Below are 17124 nucleotides of genomic sequence, written 5' to 3'. Positions count from 1 at the left end.
TCCTTTTAAATAATTTCTAAATCAACTGTATTCAATTTGCCATTCTGGCTAAAAAAAGCAACCGAATGTGAGCAAAAAAATAATATAAAGGGGTTTATGTTAGAAATTATCTAATTTTAAGGTGGTTTTGGTGAGTGGCGTCTAATTGCGGTTGGTTTTTTAAACAAAAACCTCTCAAAAGTGCAAAAGAACAGCAATTTTGAGAGGTTAACTAGACAATGTTTAGGATTAGATCTTATTGATGTTAGGGTTTAATTGCTCACATACGTGTCGAGCAAAACCACTACCAGCTTCACTGTAGATGTTGAATGCTGCATCGACACCATTCTCTTTCAATGTTTCTAGCTGGTCGGAGTATTCAGCAATGGCTGCGATTTGACCTTTAAAATTACGTGATTTTAGCTGTTCTAAGGCTGTTTGATTACCTTGGTGATGAGGCATCGCCAAGATCACTAGCTTCACGTTTGCTGTATCTAAGATACGCTCCCAGAAATCTGGGTCAGTTGCATCGCCAGAAATAACGTTTCTTCCAAGGCTTCTATGGTTGTGTGCGGCTTCTTCACGAACTTCGACACCTAAGCTAACCTTGCCATAGCGAGAACGCAATTCATCGTAGGCGCCGGTACCAATGCGCCCCATACCAAGAATAAGCACTTGTGCGCGACCAGGATCAATTCGTTTATCACGTTGATGAAGCTTTTCAGCAGCGTGCTCTTTGAGCCACTTACCTGACTGTTGATAAAGCTTATGACCCGCTTTGTTTAAAGGAGCAGCGATTAAGAACGATAACGAAACCGCAATTGCCACCGCCACTAATATATCGCCAGACATCCACCCCATCTTAAAGGCAAGACCACCGACGATAAGACCAAATTCACTGTAGTTAAATAATGATAGAGAGGCGAGTAGAGAGGTTCGAACACGGAATTTGAAGCGGTTGAGTACCAAGAAGTAAAGCACGCCTTTCACTGGCAGCAACAGCAAGAATAAGATGGCGAGCATAAAGCCTTGAATGGTAGGTTGCTCGGATAATCCAATATTCAAGAAGAAGCAGACAAGGAAAAGCTCTTTGAGGTTAAACAGCGATTTCGACAGCTCTGAAGCTTTTGGGTGACCGGCTAACAACATACCTAAGATCAGAGCACCTAGATCTGGTTTAACCCCTACAAACTGGAACAAGCCTGCACCGACGACCAATGCGAAGAAAATGCCGAACAGCACCAACATTTCGCCGTGACCAACCCAGTCGAGGACTTTGTAAAACAATGGACGACAGAATGGCAAAGCGAACAGTGCGATGGCATACCACTCTGGAATTTTGCCTGTCGATGCCGTTAAGAAGACCACGGCAAAGATATCCTGCATGACCAGAATACCGATCGCTAATGTTCCATAGGTCGCATTCATTTCCCCTTTCTCTTGCAGAGACTTAACTGCGAATACGGTACTAGAGAATGAAAGGGCAAAACCGAGTAGAACAATCTGTTCTATTGACATGGCTGCCAACGAGGAAATACCTAGGAATTTAAAACCAAACAGGGCGACCGCAAAAAACAGAGTGGATAAAAGGTTGTGGATTGTTGCGCCAGCCCAGATCTCTTTAGAGAGTAGGGTTTTGATATCGAGCTTTAAGCCAATCGTAAATAGAAGCAGGGTGACACCAAGGTCAGCCAAGGTAATGATGGTGTCATTGGTTTCAAAACCCAGAGCAAATAACCCAAAACCAGCGACCAAAAAGCCGACCAATGGGGGAAGGTGACACTTTAAAGCAATAAATCCTGCAATAAACGCAGTGGATATTAATATAAGTTCCATAACTTGTAGTAGTAGTTCCCTAGCTTAAAAAAACGGGCCGTGTTTATACAAACACGGCCCGCGGAAAATCAGAGTTGTTTTTCTTTAGTCTTCAAGAAGCTTTTGAAGTAACACACCGTTGAGCATGGCGCGCTTAATCATGGCAAAAGCTCCCATCGTAGGATGTTTATCGATCTGTGATGCTACAATAGGCAGGCCGCTATGGAAAGCCGTTAACGACTGATTCTCTACATTGCGCTTAATTGCAGGGAAAACAATCTCTTGTGCCTTTGTAATATCACCAGCAATGATAACTTTCTGAGGATTAAACAAGTTAATCGTCATTGCGATAGCTTTACCCAGTTGATTACCTACTCGAACCAAACTTTGCTTAGCCAGTTCGTCGCCATTGATAGCATGGTCACATACATCTTGAATGGTAATGTGCTCAATCTCTGTTAGCGAGGACTCATAACCTTGCTTAATTAGCTTTTGGACACGTTCAACAATGGCAGGGTTTGCCGCTACGGTTTCAAGACAACCGAAATTACCGCATTGGCATTGCTCGCCAAGTGGATCAATTTGGATATGACCAATTTCACCCACGTTGCGGTTATGGCCAAGGAAAACCTGACCATTAACAATAATACCAGCACCAGTACCACGGTGAACGCTAACCAAAATAGAATCTTGGCTGTCTTTACTTGCACCGAAGTAGTGTTCCGCAAGCGCCATTCCTCGAACGTCATTACCAACAAAACAAGCAACATGGAATGTGTCGCGAATAATGTCGCTTAACGCAAGGTTATCGATGTCTGTATTTGGCATGTACTCAACGACACCTGTCGTTGGGTTAACCAAGCCTGGAAGAGTGACACCAATGGCAATCAGTTGGTCGATCTTTGGTTGGTGTTCAGCAATGAAAGCCTTCAAGTTATTGACCAAGCCTTGGGTGAGGTCTGATTGGTCTGAGTAATTCAGGTCTTGCTGTTGGAAAGCCAACTCACGACCGCCAAGGTCATGCAGGCTTATTTGAATGTAGTCTCGGCCTAAGCGCACAGCGACAGAGTGAAAAGGCTCTACTTCTGTGGTTAGGGAGATAGCGCGTCTACCGCCAGTAGACGCTTGCTGCGCAACCTCTTTAATTAGGCCGCGCTCTAAAAGTTGGCGGGTAATTTTTGTAACACTTGCCGGTGCGAGTTGGCTTACATCAGCCACTTGTATACGACTGATAGGCCCTTGTTGGTCTATTAGTCGGTATACCGCCGCACTGTTTAGTTGTTTAACTAAGTCTACGTTACCTATTTGTCCGCCATTCATACTTAATTGTGCTCGTATTGTCCGTTAACAACAGTCGCTTTAACGTTAAAGTCTCGGTCAAATACAGCTAGGTTTGCAACCATGCCTTTTTTGATTCGACCTAGCTTGCTTTCTACACCGATAGCCGTAGCTGGGTATAGCGTAGCCATGCGAAGAGCTTCGTCTAAAGCGATACCGGCGTGCTCAACTGTATTCTGAACTGCTTCAATCATAGTCAGAGCCGAGCCGCCCAGTGTGCCGTTTTCATCAACACACTTACCATCACGGTAATATACTTTCTTACCGACAAAAATAAAGTATTCCATGTCAGCACCTGCAGGAGCTGTGGCATCCGTCACTAATACCAACTTTTCTCCCTTGATTTTGTGCGCAATTCGAATGTTTGCGTAATCAACGTGGAAGCCATCGGCAATAATGCCAGCATAAACCTCAGGAGTATCGTAAATCGCGCCAACAACGCCAGGTTCACGACCAACCATAGGAGTCATCGCGTTGAACAGGTGAGTGGCAAATGTAATGCCTGACTCAAAACCTTGACGCGCTTCTGCGTACGTTGCATTCGTGTGACCAATCGAAACAACCACACCAGCTTTGCGCAGACGCTCAATGTGTTCTGGGTCGTTGAGTTCTGGAGCCAATGTTACTTTTGCAACAAGGTCATTGTTCTCACAGATAAGCTCAATCATTTCGCTGTCAGATTTACGAATGTGATCGACGCTGTGAATGCCTTTTTTCGCAACGTTTAAATACGGACCTTCAAGGTGTAGGCCAAGAGATTGGTTTTGGTATTGGTTGTGATATTCACGAGCTGCGGTAATAACCGCGCGCATGTCTTCGTCAGAAGAAGTGATTAGCGTTGGCAGGAAGCTAGTACAGCCAGATTTAAGGTTTGCTTTGTGCATGATCTGCATTGTGTCTGCAGTGATCTCATCGTTAAGCATTACACCGCCACAACCATTCAATTGTAGGTCAATGAAGCCTGGGCTTAGGTTTGCTCCGTTTAGGTCGCGAACTTCGATTCCTTCTGGTAATTCAGAGATAGGACAGACTTTTTTGATCAGTTCGTTTTCGATTACAACAGCATGATCGGTTAGAACATCACTACCAGTGTAAATTTTACAGTTACTTAGCGCGTACATAGTCAGCTAATCCTTATTTCGTGAGATCTTTAAAATTTGTTCGTTACCTAAATGTGGACTTAGTTTGCGAGCATCATTTACGTAACGATTTATCTTTTATGGGCAAACGGCTTCAAGATGGGAAGCGATTTAAGTTGTTGAAAAATATATGAACAATTAATTATAGATATACATTTAGGTTCACTTTCAATGATTGTTTATTGGACAGTGTAAACCCAGAGATAGCATCATTTTGTCTAATGATTAGGTTTAGATTTTATCTATAAACGTTCATTTTTTTGAATGATAAAATAAGTTTTATGATCTCGCTAGCAAAAACCTCTGGATTTGGTAAAAACTGGTGATTACGATCACAAATGGTAAGGTTTTAATTTGCGGAGCAAAATTAATTGAATACACTGAATAGGACTAAATTGAGCGACTAAAATAAGTTTCTCAAACGAATTCTAAAAAATCCTATAGGGGGAAACAACTGGTGAATATTCTAGGATATGCACAGAAGCTTGGTAAGGCGTTAATGCTACCAATCGCAACGCTTCCGATTGCGGCGCTTCTTTTACGTTTAGGTCAAGGCGATCTACTTGATATTCCATTCATGGCAGAAGCTGGTGGTGCTATCTTCGGTAACCTACCATTGCTATTTGGTCTAGGTATCGCGATTGGTCTTTCTAAAGACGGTAACGGCGCAGCGGGTCTTGCTGGTGCAGTTGCTTACTTCGTACTAACAGCAACAGCAACCACAATTAACGCAGACGTTAACATGTCATTCTTCGGCGGTATCTTCGCAGGTATCATCGCAGGTCACTCTTACAACGCTTTCCATGCAACACGCCTTCCTGAGTGGCTGGCTTTCTTCGCGGGTAAACGTTTAGTACCTATCATGGCCGGTCTATTTGCACTTGTTGCAGGTGCTGTGTCTGGTGTGGTTTGGCCTGGTATTCAATCTGGTCTAGATGCACTAGCTCACGCGGTATCAACGTCTGGTGCTGTTGGCCAATTCGTTTACGGTACTCTTAACCGTGCACTAATCCCTGTAGGTCTACACCACGTATTGAACTCATACTTCTGGTTCGGTATGGGTACGTGTCAAGAAATCATCGTTGCTGGTCAAGGCGCATTCGCTAACATCACTCAACTTTGTGTTGACCCTGCACTGGCTAAAACTCTAGTTGTTGGTCAAGAGCATACATTCACATTCGCTAACTCAGTAACCCCAGAGATTACTACTGTTGTTAAAGAAGTGACTGAAACAGTTAAATCTGGCGACCTACACCGTTTCTTCGGTGGCGATAAAGGCGCTGGCGTATTCATGAACGGTTTCTTCCCAGTAATGATGTTCGGTCTACCAGGTGCTGCACTTGCAATGTACCTAGCTGCTCCTGCTGAAAAACGTAGCCAAGTTGGTGGCGCATTGTTCTCAGTTGCATTCTGTTCATTCCTAACAGGTATCACGGAGCCGCTAGAATTCATGTTCGTATTCCTAGCTCCTGCTCTATACGCAATGCACGCGGTATTTACAGGTCTGTCTCTAGTAGTGGCAAACATGTTTGGTACTCTGCACGGTTTCGGTTTCTCTGCTGGTCTAATTGACTTCGTACTGAACTGGGGTCTAGCAACTAAACCATTCACTCTACTATTGATTGGCTTAGCATTCGGTGCTCTATACTTCTTCACTTTCTCTTTCGCAATCCGCGCTTTCAACTTGAAATCGCCAGGTCGTGAAGATGATGACGAAGCTGCAGCAGCTCCTGCGGGTGACGCGCCAAAAGGTGACGTTGCTCGTCAATACCTGAAAGCTCTAGGTGGTCACGAAAACCTGACTTCAATCGATGCTTGTATCACTCGTCTACGTCTAACTCTTAAAGACCGCTCTATCGCTGATGAAGTTGTTCTTAAGAAACTTGGCGCTAAAGGTGTGGTTAAACTAGGTGAGAACAACCTACAGGTTATCCTAGGCCCACTAGCTGAAATCGTCGCTGGCGAAATGAAAGCTATCGGTGCAGGTGAAGACCTATCTGATGTAAAACTTCCATAGTAAAGGAAGTACTTGTTAAGACGTAACAACGGCTCTTAACTAAGTTTCAAATTGAAAGCCTCCCACACGGGAGGCTTTTTTGTGCCTGTCATGTAAGGCCAGTGAACAAGGTTCGTTCTATTCTTCATCGAATAGCAGAAATAATCACAATTAACTGATGGTTCTTATTGTGCAAAGGCGAAGAATTGTGGATGATTAGCAACAATGATCTTTCTATCTTTGATAGGCAGCAAAAGCCGCCTTTGTCTCGGATATGAAAGATAACTTTCTCTGACAATACTAAATACATAGAGGTGCTATAGATGAGTGAAGCTGAGGCTCGTCCATCGAATTTCATTCGCCAAATTATCGATAAAGATTTAGCGGATGGTACACACAGTAGCGTGCATACTCGTTTCCCGCCGGAGCCAAATGGCTACCTGCACATTGGTCACGCTAAATCTATTTGCTTGAACTTTGGTATTGCTCAGGACTACCAGGGACAATGTAATCTTCGTTTCGATGATACAAACCCTGAAAAAGAAGACGTTGAATACGTTGAGTCAATTAAGAATGATGTAAGCTGGTTAGGCTTCGAATGGTCTGGTGATATTTGTTACTCATCAAACTACTTCGATACGCTTTACGCTTATGCTGTGGAATTAATTAATAAAGGCTTAGCGTATGTTGACGAGCTAAGTCCTGAGCAGATCCGTGAATACCGTGGCACGTTAAAAGAGCCTGGTAAAGCGAGCCCATACCGTGATCGCAGCCCTGAAGAAAACCTAGCGTTGTTTGAAAAAATGCGTGACGGTGGCTTCGAAGAAGGCAAAGCATGTCTACGTGCTAAGATCGACATGAGCTCTTCATTCATGGTTATGCGCGATCCAGTTATCTACCGTGTTCGTTTTGCTCACCATCATCAGACTGCTGACAAGTGGTGCATTTACCCAATGTACGACTTCACTCACTGTATCTCTGATGCGCTAGAGGGCATTACGCACTCTATTTGTACGCTTGAATTCCAAGATAACCGTCGTTTGTATGACTGGGTTCTAGACAACATCACGATTGATTGCCAACCTCGTCAGTACGAGTTTAGCCGTCTGAATCTTGAATATACGGTAATGTCGAAGCGTAAGCTGAACCAACTTGTGGTTGAAAACCTAGTTGAAGGTTGGGACGATCCACGTATGCCAACAATCTCTGGTTTGCGTCGTCGTGGCTTCACTTCAAGCTCGATTCGCGAATTCTGTAAACGTATTGGTGTGACTAAACAAGAGAACATGATTGAGTTCGGCTCACTTGAATCTTGTATCCGTGATGATCTGAACGAAAATGCACCTCGTGCAATGGCTGTTCTTGACCCTATCAAGGTCGTGATTGAAAACTACGACGCTGATACAGTAGAAACACTGACAGTGGCAAACCATCCGAACAAGCCAGAAATGGGTACTCGTGAAGTTCCATTTACACGTGAAGTTTGGATTGAGCGTGACGACTTCCGTGAAGAAGCAAACAAGAAATACAAGCGTTTGGTTCTTGGCAAAGAAGTTCGTCTTCGTGGTGCTTACGTGATCAAAGCTGAACGTATCGAAAAAGATGCAGAAGGCAACATTACGACTATCTTCTGTTCTTACGACAATGAAACATTGGGTAAGAACCCTGCAGATGGCCGCAAAGTGAAAGGCGTTATCCACTGGGTATCTGCTGATAAAGCGCTGCCTGCTGAGATTCGTTTGTACGATCGTCTATTCACAGTGCCAAACCCAGCCGCTGCTGATGACTTCGCTGCAACGCTAAACCCTGAATCACTTGTTACGCTAAATGGTTTTGTTGAACCTAGCTTAGCGGAAGGTGTAGCAGAGCAAGCGTACCAGTTTGAACGTACAGGCTACTTCTGTGTGGATTCGAAAGACTCTAAAGCAGACGCACTAGTATTCAACCGCACGGTTGGTCTACGTGACACTTGGGGTAAAACTGAAGCTTAATGCTTGAGTGCTTAGTTTGTTAAAAACGACCCAATAAAAAACCGGCTTAGAGCCGGTTTTTTTGTGTCTGGGAAATAACCAAATTGTGGGCCAAGCTACTGTGATTCTTAATACGGTATCAGCCTATATAAAAAACGCCGGCCTAAGCCAGCGTTCTGTGTTATTTCTTCGCTTTATGCGCGTCTGGGTTGCCTTTGCAATCCCCAGTGATGCTTTTACCATACAGATATAAACTGTGGTTAGTTAACTGTACGTTGTAGCGTTGAGCGATTTCTTTTTGTCTTTCTTCGATAAGATCATCAGAGAATTCGATAACTTCACCGCAGTCTAAACATACTAGGTGATCGTGGTGATGCTGTGTTGAAAGTTCAAATACAGACTTGCCGCCTTCGAAGTGGTGGCGAGTTACAATGCCAGCATCATCGAATTGGTTCAGTACGCGATAAACGGTCGCAAGACCTATCTCTTCACCTAAGTCGATCAGCTTTTTATATAAATCTTCAGCACTAATATGTTGGCAGTCTGGTTGTTGTAATACTTCTAAAATTTTGAGCCGTGGGAGGGTCACTTTAAGACCAGCATCTTTTAGCGCTTGATTATTGTCTGACATATACTTTCCTGTTGATGATCTGCAGCAATTAACAGAATTCAATATTAATACCATTATAGTTTAGTCAGGCATAACAATAAACCACGAACTTCAAAGGGTTACTTACTGACATCACAATCTGTTTTGTAAATTGGAAGTATCTCACTTATAGTGGAGGTACGACCAGTCAAGCTGACGGTGTTTCTGATATGAACATGGAATGTTGTTATGAATAAGCAACTCGCAAAAATATATAAACCCAACATTGTAAAATTTGCTCTCAATATTTGGCCTCCTTTTTGGGGGGCGGGAATTCGAATAGCTCACATTAGCCCTGACTTTAGGGTTGTTAAGACGATACTAAAGCTGCGCTGGTGGAATAAGAACGCCAATCGTACTCAATATGGCGGCAGTATCTTTTCTCTTACCGATCCAGTTTACTCTTTGATGTTAATGGGAATTTTGGGTGAGCGATATTATGTTTGGGATAAAGAGGCGAGTATTAACTTTATCAAGCCGGGTCAATCCGACTTGTATGCAGATTTTGAGATAAGCCAAGGGCAACTGGATGATATCTATCGTCAGACACAGCTTGGTGAGAAATGTTTTCCCGAATTTATTATCCACGTTAAAGATAAGCAGGGGAATGTAGTGTCAGAAATTCAGCGAACCCTGTATGTGAGAAAGAAGCCACAATTTAGAGATGATGACGAAGCATTAGAAGCTGAGTGTTGATTGGTGAACATTAAATAGCAAAAAACCTCCTATAAGGAGGTTTTTTCATATCTACATATCGGTCATTAATTGTAACAATTAACAATCGGTAGAGAATTAGTCTTCTAGCTCTGCTAGGCACATTTCTTCGTGGATTTGTTTAACCCAGTTAGATACACGCTCATCAGTTAGCTCAGGTTGACGGTCTTCATCGATACATAGACCAACGAATTGGCTGTCATCGCCTTCAACTAAGCCTTTCGATGCTTCGAATTCGTAGCTTTCAGTTGATGTGTGACCTAGGATAGTACCGCCTTTCGCTTCAACGATGTCACGGATAGTACCCATAGCATCACAGAAGTATTCTGCGTAATCTTCTTGGTCGCCACAACCAAAGATAGCAACAAGCTTAGTTGAAAAATCAATAGCTTCTAGCTCAGGGAAAAAGTCGTCCCAATCACATTGTGCTTCGCCGTAGTACCACGTAGGGATACCAAGCAGCAGTAGATCGAAGTTATCGATATCTTCTTTGCTGCTTTTTGCAATGTCTTGAACTTGAACGAGCTGCTTGCCCAATTGCTTTTGAATCATCTTAGCAACAGCTTCAGTGTTACCTGTATCGCTACCAAAGAAGAGACCTACACTTGCCATAGAATCATTACCTTTCATTTTGTCTGTTGTCGGTGTAATAAAGTTCGGAGGAAATCGTTAGATTCCAGTTCCTTCCCAGCTTAGTTGGATTATCCCTTTTGCGATAAAACCTGCGCAGCCAAGGAAAAGTACTAACCATACGATGCGACGACCAAATGCAGGAACATTTCCTTCCTTTAGAACGTCTTTAATTGCCATTCCGATTAGAAAGAAAATCGCGGCAAACAGAAGATCTAAACCAATAGATTCAATGATGTTCATGTAGTCGTAAAGCATGGGAACCTTATATACCAAATTTGCTTGGGCGCACTATATCACTGTTGTGAGATAAAGTTAATCTGCTGTGATTACACAGCTCTCATTTATATCGACTAATCAACCTATCTAAGCAATGAATTTTCTTATTACACGGAGTACTTCAGCTGGCTTTTCCGCGTGTAACCAGTGTCCCGTGTTAGCGATAACATGAGCCTTTGCGTTGGAAAACTGCTGTTGAACGGCGGTTTGATGCTCAGCTGTGAGGTAATCAGAATCCCCACCTTTTATTAGTAAGGTTTTGACCGAGGTTTTCTCGAGCGGTTCCCAACCAATAATTTGTGGATAGTTGCTTAATAACGAAGCAACGTTGAAGCGCCATTCCATGATGCCTTGTTCCGTTTTGAACAAGGATTTAGTCAAGAACTGGCGAACCCCATCAATTTCGATATGTTTTGCGAGGATTTTCAGCGCGTCTGAGCGTGAGGTCGGTTTTTCTTCTATCACAGCTTGTAGGCCGGCGAATACGTTGTCGTGGCGACTTTGGGTGTACGCGACTGGTGCCATATCCAAGACAATCAATTTATGCAGCGTAAGATGTTGTGTCAGCGCCATCGCTACCTTGCCACCCATGGAATGACCAATCACAGTGACATCATTTAACTCAAGAACATTCAGTAGTTGAGCCACATCTTGTGCCATTGCTTTATAGTCGTGAGTGTCACTATGGAAGGATTGGCCGTGGTTGCGTAGATCGATACTAAGTACCTGGTGATCGGCTTTTAGATCCCTAGCGAGCAAGCCAAGGTTGTCCAGATTACCGAATAATCCATGGATCAAAACAATGGTGTGACCCGCACCTTCTAATTTATAGTTGAGCTGTACTGACATTTTTATCTTATTCATGGTGGGTTTGACGTAGAGTATCCGCGCGGATCTCGCTATAATCCCCCTGAGTTTAAACATTGAGATTGTGAAAAGCGAATGAAAACAATTGAGGTTGATGAGGACCTATACCGTTTTATTGCGGGTCAGACAGAACGTATTGGCGAAAGCGCTTCAGATATTCTGCGCCGCTTATTACAGGTTGATAGCCAAGGCATGGTTCCGATCGAAGAGATCGTTGAGCCAAAAGGTATCGTTGTTAGCAAAGAGGTAGGCTTTACTCCAGAGAAGTTCGATGGTGTTAAAGAAATGCGCTCACTACTAATATCAGATGAGTTTGCATCACTGAAGAAAGCCATTGATCGTTTCATGCTTGTGTTATCGACACTGCATAAAATCGACCCTTTAAGCTTTTCAGAAGCAACTCAAGTAAAAGGCCGCAAGCGTGTTTACTTTGCAGACAACGAAGAGACCTTGCTAGCAAACGGCAACACAACTAAGCCTAAAGCCATTCCACAAAGTCCTTTTTGGGTTATAACTAACAATAACACTAGCCGTAAAAGACAAATGGTTGAACAGCTTATGAGCCGCATGAGTTTCCAAGCAGAATTGATAGAAAAAGTAACAGGTTCAATTTAACGAAATCTGATTTAAACCTCATAATATCCATGGATAAGAAGATATTATGAGGTTTTTTTGTTTTTAAATTTTATATATAAGGATGTCGAAAAATGGCTATGCACCCTCGTGCTGGGCAGAAAGCTCAGCAGGAAGATCTTCATAATATTCCGGCTTTAGTGGCTAACTATTTCTTACAGCAACCGGATGCTACTAACCCAGACCACAAAGTACTGTTCGGTACTTCAGGTCACCGTGGTACAGCAGACAAATCAACATTTAATGAAAACCACATCCTAGCGATCGCACAAGCGGTGGCTGAAGTTCGTGCTGAGCAAGGTACAACAGGGCCTCTTTTCCTAGGTAAAGATACTCACGCTCTCTCTGAGCCTGCGTTTTCTACTGTAATCGAAGTGCTTGTAGCCAACGGTGTTGAAGTTATTATTCAAGAAAACAATGGCTTTACTCCAACACCAGGTATCTCGCACGCGATTCTTACGCATAACCTAGTGAATGACAAAAAAGCAGACGGCATTGTTATCACGCCTTCGCATAACCCACCACAAGACGGTGGTATTAAATACAATCCGACACACGGTGGCCCTGCTGAGGCTGAGCTAACTCAAGCGATTGAAGATCGTGCGAACGTCATCATTGCTGAGCAAATGCAAGGTGTAAAGCGCACTCCTATCGCACAGGCTAAACAGTCTGAGCTAGTGAAAGAAGTTGATTTAGTTGCACCATACGTTGCTGACTTGGTTAACGTGGTTGATATGGAAGCGATCCAGAAAGCAAACATCAAGATTGGTGTTGATCCACTGGGTGGCAGCGGTATTGATTACTGGCGTCAAATTGGCAAAGCGCACAACCTAGATCTTACTCTGGTCAGTGAAGCGGTTGATCCTTCGTTCCAATTTATGTCTCTAGACAAAGATGGTGTGGTTCGTATGGATTGTTCTTCTCCGTACGCAATGGCAGGCTTACTGGCGCTTAAAGACGACTATCAACTAGCGTTTGGTAACGACCCTGATTACGATCGCCACGGCATCGTTACGCCAAAAGGCCTGATGAATCCAAACCACTTCCTAGCGGTGTGTATTGACTACCTATACCGTAACCGTGAAGGTTGGGGTAAAGACGTTGCAGTGGGTAAAACACTAGTATCAAGTGCACTAATCGACCGTGTTGTTGCTGACTTAGGCCGTGAACTTTGTGAAGTGCCAGTTGGTTTCAAATGGTTCGTTGATGGCTTATACAACGGTCAGTTTGGTTTCGGTGGTGAAGAGAGTGCTGGTGCATCTTTCTTACGTAAAGACGGAACGCCTTGGTCAACAGATAAAGATGGCCTAATTCTTTGCCTGCTTGCGGCTGAGATCACTGCAGTAACGGGTAAGAATCCACAAGAATACTACGAAGAGCTTGCTGCTAAACACGGCGAATCTAAGTATAACCGTATTCAAGCGGTAGCAAATGGTGCACAAAAAGACGTACTTAAGAAGCTGTCTCCAGAGATGGTTTCTGCTGAGACGCTGGCTGGTGACCCAATTACTGCACGCCTAACGCACGCTCCGGGTAATGGCGCTGCGATTGGTGGCCTAAAAGTGACGACTGAAAACGGTTGGTTTGCTGCTCGTCCATCAGGTACAGAAGACATCTACAAGATCTACTGTGAAAGCTTTAAAGGTGAAGAGCACCTGAAAGCAATCGAAGCAGAAGCTCAAGAGATTGTTAATCAAGTATTTGCAGCCGCTGGCCTATAATCGAATACCGATTAGTAGAGTCATCAAGTAAATAGTGAAAGGGTTGATGTGAAAGCATCAGCCCTTTTTATTTGTCTGTAAGCAAGTGGCTAAGGCTAAGTCTAAGTCTACTTAATGGCTGAATAGATTATCCGTGTGGCCAGCTTTGTGGCATCACAAACCAGAATTGACCAGATTTGGTTTGTCCATGAACGAAGCGATCACCAAACTCAGAAAGAGGTTCACAGCTGAAGTCATCAGTTCCAGCTGCCCACTGCTCTTTGGTGAGAGGGTAGAGCGCTTCAGTGATTAAATGAGCTTGGTTTTGATAGCACCAAAAGCCGTTTACTTGGCTTGAATTAATGTCATAGCCCAAACATTCAGTAGGTACTTTTTGAACTAAGAAGGGGTTGGTATAGAGACGGCCCTGCATGAGGAGATGTTTTGAGTCGACATCGATCTCTGGATATTGCTCCACAAACGCCGCTGAAGAGGACATGCCAAGTTGATGGGTGAGCATCCTGTCTAACTTCTTATCCAATTGGTCATGAGAGTTAGGACCAAACCATGTCTGTTCATGGAGCAGGTAAAACTTGATCGCGACTTCCCAGTGTTGCAGCTTTTGGCTACTTTCTTCTTCTAAAATAAAGTCGATAGCACCGAGTGTTCTTCCCTCAACATTAATTTGAATCTCATCGTACTTGACCGAATAATCAGGTGAGGCTTCAATGACTTGTTCACATAGATGCTGGTAGAGGAAACCTAACCTTGGGTTTCCGTTATAAGTGTGTGATGAGTCGATGGCATGGGGGCTTAAGAATGCACCAAGATCGGAAATCGGTGGCTTAATTTTCAGTAACGGCGGTGAGTCGATGACCCATTGGTAAAAACGTTGCAGTGCTGTCATCGGTTCCTCATAAACTCATCGTGGGGCTTTCGACATTCTACCCGTAAATTGATATAACGACGTTATTATAAAGTTAAGCTGGAAAGAAAAATGAATAACTTACAATTAGAAAAGCTACTTAACGAAAAACTTCAGCCACAGCAGATTAAAGATTACTGTCCTAATGGTCTTCAAGTGGAAGGTACTTCGCAAGTGAAGCGCATTGTTACTGGTGTGACAGCTTCTCAAGCATTAATTGATAAAGCGGTAGAACTGAACGCAGACGCTTTATTGGTCCATCACGGTTTCTTTTGGAAAGGTGAGTCAGAAGCCATTCGTGGTATGAAGGGTAAGCGCATTCGGACTCTGATTAAAAACGACATCAACCTTTTAGGTTACCACTTACCACTGGATATCCACCCTGAACTTGGTAACAACGCCAAGCTTGCAGAGTTGCTCGACATTGAAGTTGAAGGCGGCTTGGAAGGGCATCCACAATCTGTTGCGATGTTTGGTAAGTTGAGTTCACCAATGACAGGTGCGGAGTTCGCAGAAAAGATTGGTCAAGCTTTGAACCGCAAGCCATTACATATCGCTCCAGAAAACCAAGATAAAATGATTACGACTGTCGGTTGGTGCACTGGTGGTGGTCAAGACTACATTGAGTTAGCTGCGTCTAAAGGTATTGATGCATTTATCTCTGGTGAAATTTCAGAGCGCACAACGTACTCTGCACGTGAGCAAGACATTCATTACTTTGCCGCAGGCCACCATGCAACAGAACGCTATGGTGTGAAAGCGCTAGGTGAATGGCTAACGAAAGAACATGGCTTAGACGTAGAATTTATCGATATTGATAATCCAGTGTAACCACGTTTAGAGATTATGACTTTCTGGATATTTGTACCTTCATTGAAGTGATACGAAATACTGGAAGACAAAAAAGGGTTGATGTTAATACATCAACCCTTTTTGATTTCAATCGATTAGAAAAGTCGAAACTTTACTATTCGCGCTCGTGTAGAGCTTGGAAATCACGCTGTTCTTCACCAGTGTACAACTGACGAGGACGACCGATACGGTTCGTCGGATCGCTGTGCATTTCGTTCCAGTGTGCAATCCAACCGATAGTACGAGACATCGCGAAGATTACTGTGAACATAGATACTGGAATACCGATCGCTTTCAGAATGATACCTGAGTAGAAATCTACGTTCGGGTATAGCTTCTTAGAAACAAAGTACTCATCAGAAAGAGCGATGCGCTCAAGTTCCATTGCTACGTCTAGTAGTGGATCTTGAATGTTTAGCTCTTTAAGTACTTCGTGACACGCTTCACGCATTACCGTTGCTCGTGGATCGTAGTTCTTGTAAACACGGTGACCGAAGCCCATTAGGCGGAATGGGTCATCTTTGTCTTTTGCTTTTGCTACATATTCTTCAATGTTGTCTACGCTACCGATCTCTTCAAGCATCATTAGACAAGCTTCGTTAGCACCACCGTGAGCAGGACCCCACAAAGAAGCGATACCAGCAGCAATACAAGCAAATGGGTTTGCACCCGAAGAACCTGCTAAACGAACCGTTGACGTTGAAGCATTTTGTTCGTGATCAGCATGTAACGTAAAGATTTTGTCCATTGCGCGAGCGACAACAGGGTTTACTTCATATTCTTCACATGGGTTTGCATACATCATGTGTAGGAAGTTTTCTGCGTAGCCTAGGTCATTGCGCGGGTAGATAAACGGTTGACCGATAGAATATTTGTAACACATTGCAGCCAGTGTAGGCATTTTTGAAATTAGGCGGTATGCCGCAATTTCACGGTGTGTGTCGTTATTAACATCTAGTGAATCATGATAGAACGCAGCAAGCGCACCTACCACACCACACATAACAGCCATTGGGTGAGCATCACGGCGGAAACCGTGGAAGAAACTAGCAATTTGCTCATGAACCATGGTGTGACGTGTGACTGTCGTCTTGAACTCTTCGTATTGAGCTCGAGAAGGGGCTTCGCCGTATAAAAGAATGTAACAAACTTCTAAGTAATCAGCGTTATTGGCCAGTTGATCAATTGGATAACCACGGTGTAGAAGAATACCTTTTCCACCGTCAATATAAGTTATTTGCGATTCACAAGATGCAGTGGCAAGAAAACCAGGATCAAAAGTGAAAAAACCATTAGAACCCAGTGTACGAACGTCGATGACCGGAGTACCAAGTACACCTTCTGTAATCGGCAATTCGATCGGTGCTTGACCTTCAATATGAAGGGTAGCTTTCTTATCCGCCATAACAATCTCCTTTGTTATTATTAATCCGTCCAGGATGTTTATGTGCCATTTTTTTACTGGTCTTACGTGAGAAAGTCAATTTTTCTGCAGCTTTGTGTGCACTTGTTAGTGTTTTTTACATTAAATTCGTTAAAAATCTGTTCTGTGTAGCATTATTTGTTGCATCAATTGTATTAGAATGTTGCCAGCCGTATAGTGGCGCTGAAAAGTTTGGTTAAAACCTTATAAATGCA

At 43.5% G+C, this 17124-nt stretch carries 15 protein-coding genes; 6 read left to right on the top strand and 9 right to left on the bottom strand.

Features of this window, described 5'->3' with window-relative positions:
* Nucleotides 1-228 precede the first annotated feature (228 nt).
* The 3 genes from L3V36_RS14795 to nagA all read right to left on the bottom strand — a co-directional run bounded on the left by L3V36_RS14795 (nucleotide 229) and on the right by nagA (nucleotide 4253).
* A complete protein-coding gene (locus tag L3V36_RS14795) occupies nucleotides 229-1815 on the bottom strand; it encodes a cation:proton antiporter family protein (RefSeq protein ID WP_017079462.1) in 1587 nt (528 codons plus the stop codon).
* Nucleotides 1816-1899: 84 nt separating this feature from the next.
* Nucleotides 1900-3114 carry an ROK family protein gene (locus L3V36_RS14790; RefSeq protein ID WP_004734232.1) on the bottom strand — a complete coding sequence of 405 codons (1215 nt, stop codon included), beginning with the start codon at nucleotides 3112-3114 and terminating at the stop codon, nucleotides 1900-1902.
* Nucleotides 3115-3116: 2 nt separating this feature from the next.
* The gene (nagA, locus tag L3V36_RS14785; protein ID WP_017079464.1) at nucleotides 3117-4253 is read right to left on the bottom strand and encodes an N-acetylglucosamine-6-phosphate deacetylase; all 1137 of its coding nucleotides are present in this window, start codon (nucleotides 4251-4253) and stop codon (nucleotides 3117-3119) included.
* Nucleotides 4254-4728: 475 nt separating this feature from the next.
* Between nagA and nagE the strand changes: the two genes are divergently transcribed.
* Nucleotides 4729-6288 (top strand): N-acetylglucosamine-specific PTS transporter subunit IIBC, encoded by a 1560-nt coding sequence (gene nagE / locus L3V36_RS14780; RefSeq protein ID WP_017079465.1) that lies wholly within the window; start codon nucleotides 4729-4731, stop codon nucleotides 6286-6288.
* 302 nt (nucleotides 6289-6590) lie between these two features.
* On the top strand, nucleotides 6591-8258 hold the full coding sequence (gene glnS, locus L3V36_RS14775) for a glutamine--tRNA ligase (RefSeq protein ID WP_017084091.1): 1668 nt from the start codon (nucleotides 6591-6593) through the stop codon (nucleotides 8256-8258).
* A gap of 160 nt (nucleotides 8259-8418) precedes the next feature.
* Here glnS and fcrX read toward each other — a convergent pair whose 3' ends face one another.
* Nucleotides 8419-8868, bottom strand: coding sequence for a ferric iron uptake transcriptional regulator FcrX (gene fcrX, locus L3V36_RS14770; protein ID WP_004734226.1), 450 nt, complete (start codon nucleotides 8866-8868; stop codon nucleotides 8419-8421).
* A 207-nt stretch (nucleotides 8869-9075) separates the two neighbouring features.
* Here fcrX and L3V36_RS14765 point away from each other — a divergent pair, with 207 nt between their 5' ends.
* A complete protein-coding gene (locus tag L3V36_RS14765) occupies nucleotides 9076-9582 on the top strand; it encodes a DUF4442 domain-containing protein (protein WP_004734225.1) in 507 nt (168 codons plus the stop codon).
* A 96-nt stretch (nucleotides 9583-9678) separates the two neighbouring features.
* Here L3V36_RS14765 and fldA read toward each other — a convergent pair whose 3' ends face one another.
* The 3 genes from fldA to L3V36_RS14750 all read right to left on the bottom strand — a co-directional run bounded on the left by fldA (nucleotide 9679) and on the right by L3V36_RS14750 (nucleotide 11358).
* A complete protein-coding gene (gene fldA, locus L3V36_RS14760) occupies nucleotides 9679-10212 on the bottom strand; it encodes a flavodoxin FldA (RefSeq protein WP_004734224.1) in 534 nt (177 codons plus the stop codon).
* Between the two features lie 57 nt (nucleotides 10213-10269).
* Nucleotides 10270-10488, bottom strand: coding sequence for a DUF2788 domain-containing protein (locus tag L3V36_RS14755; RefSeq protein WP_004734223.1), 219 nt, complete (start codon nucleotides 10486-10488; stop codon nucleotides 10270-10272).
* A gap of 108 nt (nucleotides 10489-10596) precedes the next feature.
* On the bottom strand, nucleotides 10597-11358 hold the full coding sequence (locus tag L3V36_RS14750; RefSeq protein ID WP_208775005.1) for an alpha/beta fold hydrolase: 762 nt from the start codon (nucleotides 11356-11358) through the stop codon (nucleotides 10597-10599).
* Between the two features lie 93 nt (nucleotides 11359-11451).
* Between L3V36_RS14750 and seqA the strand changes: the two genes are divergently transcribed.
* Both seqA and pgm read left to right on the top strand, forming a co-directional pair.
* A complete protein-coding gene (gene seqA / locus L3V36_RS14745) occupies nucleotides 11452-11991 on the top strand; it encodes a replication initiation negative regulator SeqA (RefSeq protein ID WP_004734221.1) in 540 nt (179 codons plus the stop codon).
* A gap of 92 nt (nucleotides 11992-12083) precedes the next feature.
* Nucleotides 12084-13730: a phosphoglucomutase (alpha-D-glucose-1,6-bisphosphate-dependent) gene (pgm, locus tag L3V36_RS14740; RefSeq protein ID WP_208774936.1), complete on the top strand. Its 1647-nt coding sequence runs from the start codon at nucleotides 12084-12086 to the stop codon at nucleotides 13728-13730.
* Between the two features lie 127 nt (nucleotides 13731-13857).
* Here the strand turns inward: pgm and L3V36_RS14735 are convergent, their stop codons facing one another.
* A complete protein-coding gene (locus L3V36_RS14735; RefSeq protein WP_102448539.1) occupies nucleotides 13858-14616 on the bottom strand; it encodes a DUF1853 family protein in 759 nt (252 codons plus the stop codon).
* Between the two features lie 90 nt (nucleotides 14617-14706).
* On the opposite strand from L3V36_RS14735, the gene L3V36_RS14730 reads away from it, so the two are divergent.
* Complete coding sequence (locus tag L3V36_RS14730) at nucleotides 14707-15465, top strand: Nif3-like dinuclear metal center hexameric protein (protein ID WP_102453294.1); 759 nt, start codon at nucleotides 14707-14709, stop codon at nucleotides 15463-15465.
* A 136-nt stretch (nucleotides 15466-15601) separates the two neighbouring features.
* Here L3V36_RS14730 and L3V36_RS14725 read toward each other — a convergent pair whose 3' ends face one another.
* A complete protein-coding gene (locus tag L3V36_RS14725; protein ID WP_004734217.1) occupies nucleotides 15602-16891 on the bottom strand; it encodes a citrate synthase in 1290 nt (429 codons plus the stop codon).
* Nucleotides 16892-17124 lie beyond the last annotated feature (233 nt).

The organism is Vibrio sp. G-C-1, from assembly GCF_021728015.1.
In the GTDB taxonomy this organism is placed as follows: domain Bacteria; phylum Pseudomonadota; class Gammaproteobacteria; order Enterobacterales; family Vibrionaceae; genus Vibrio; species Vibrio splendidus.
The sequence above is the reverse complement of the archived record's forward strand: the minus strand, read 5'-3'. Positions and strand labels throughout refer to the sequence as shown.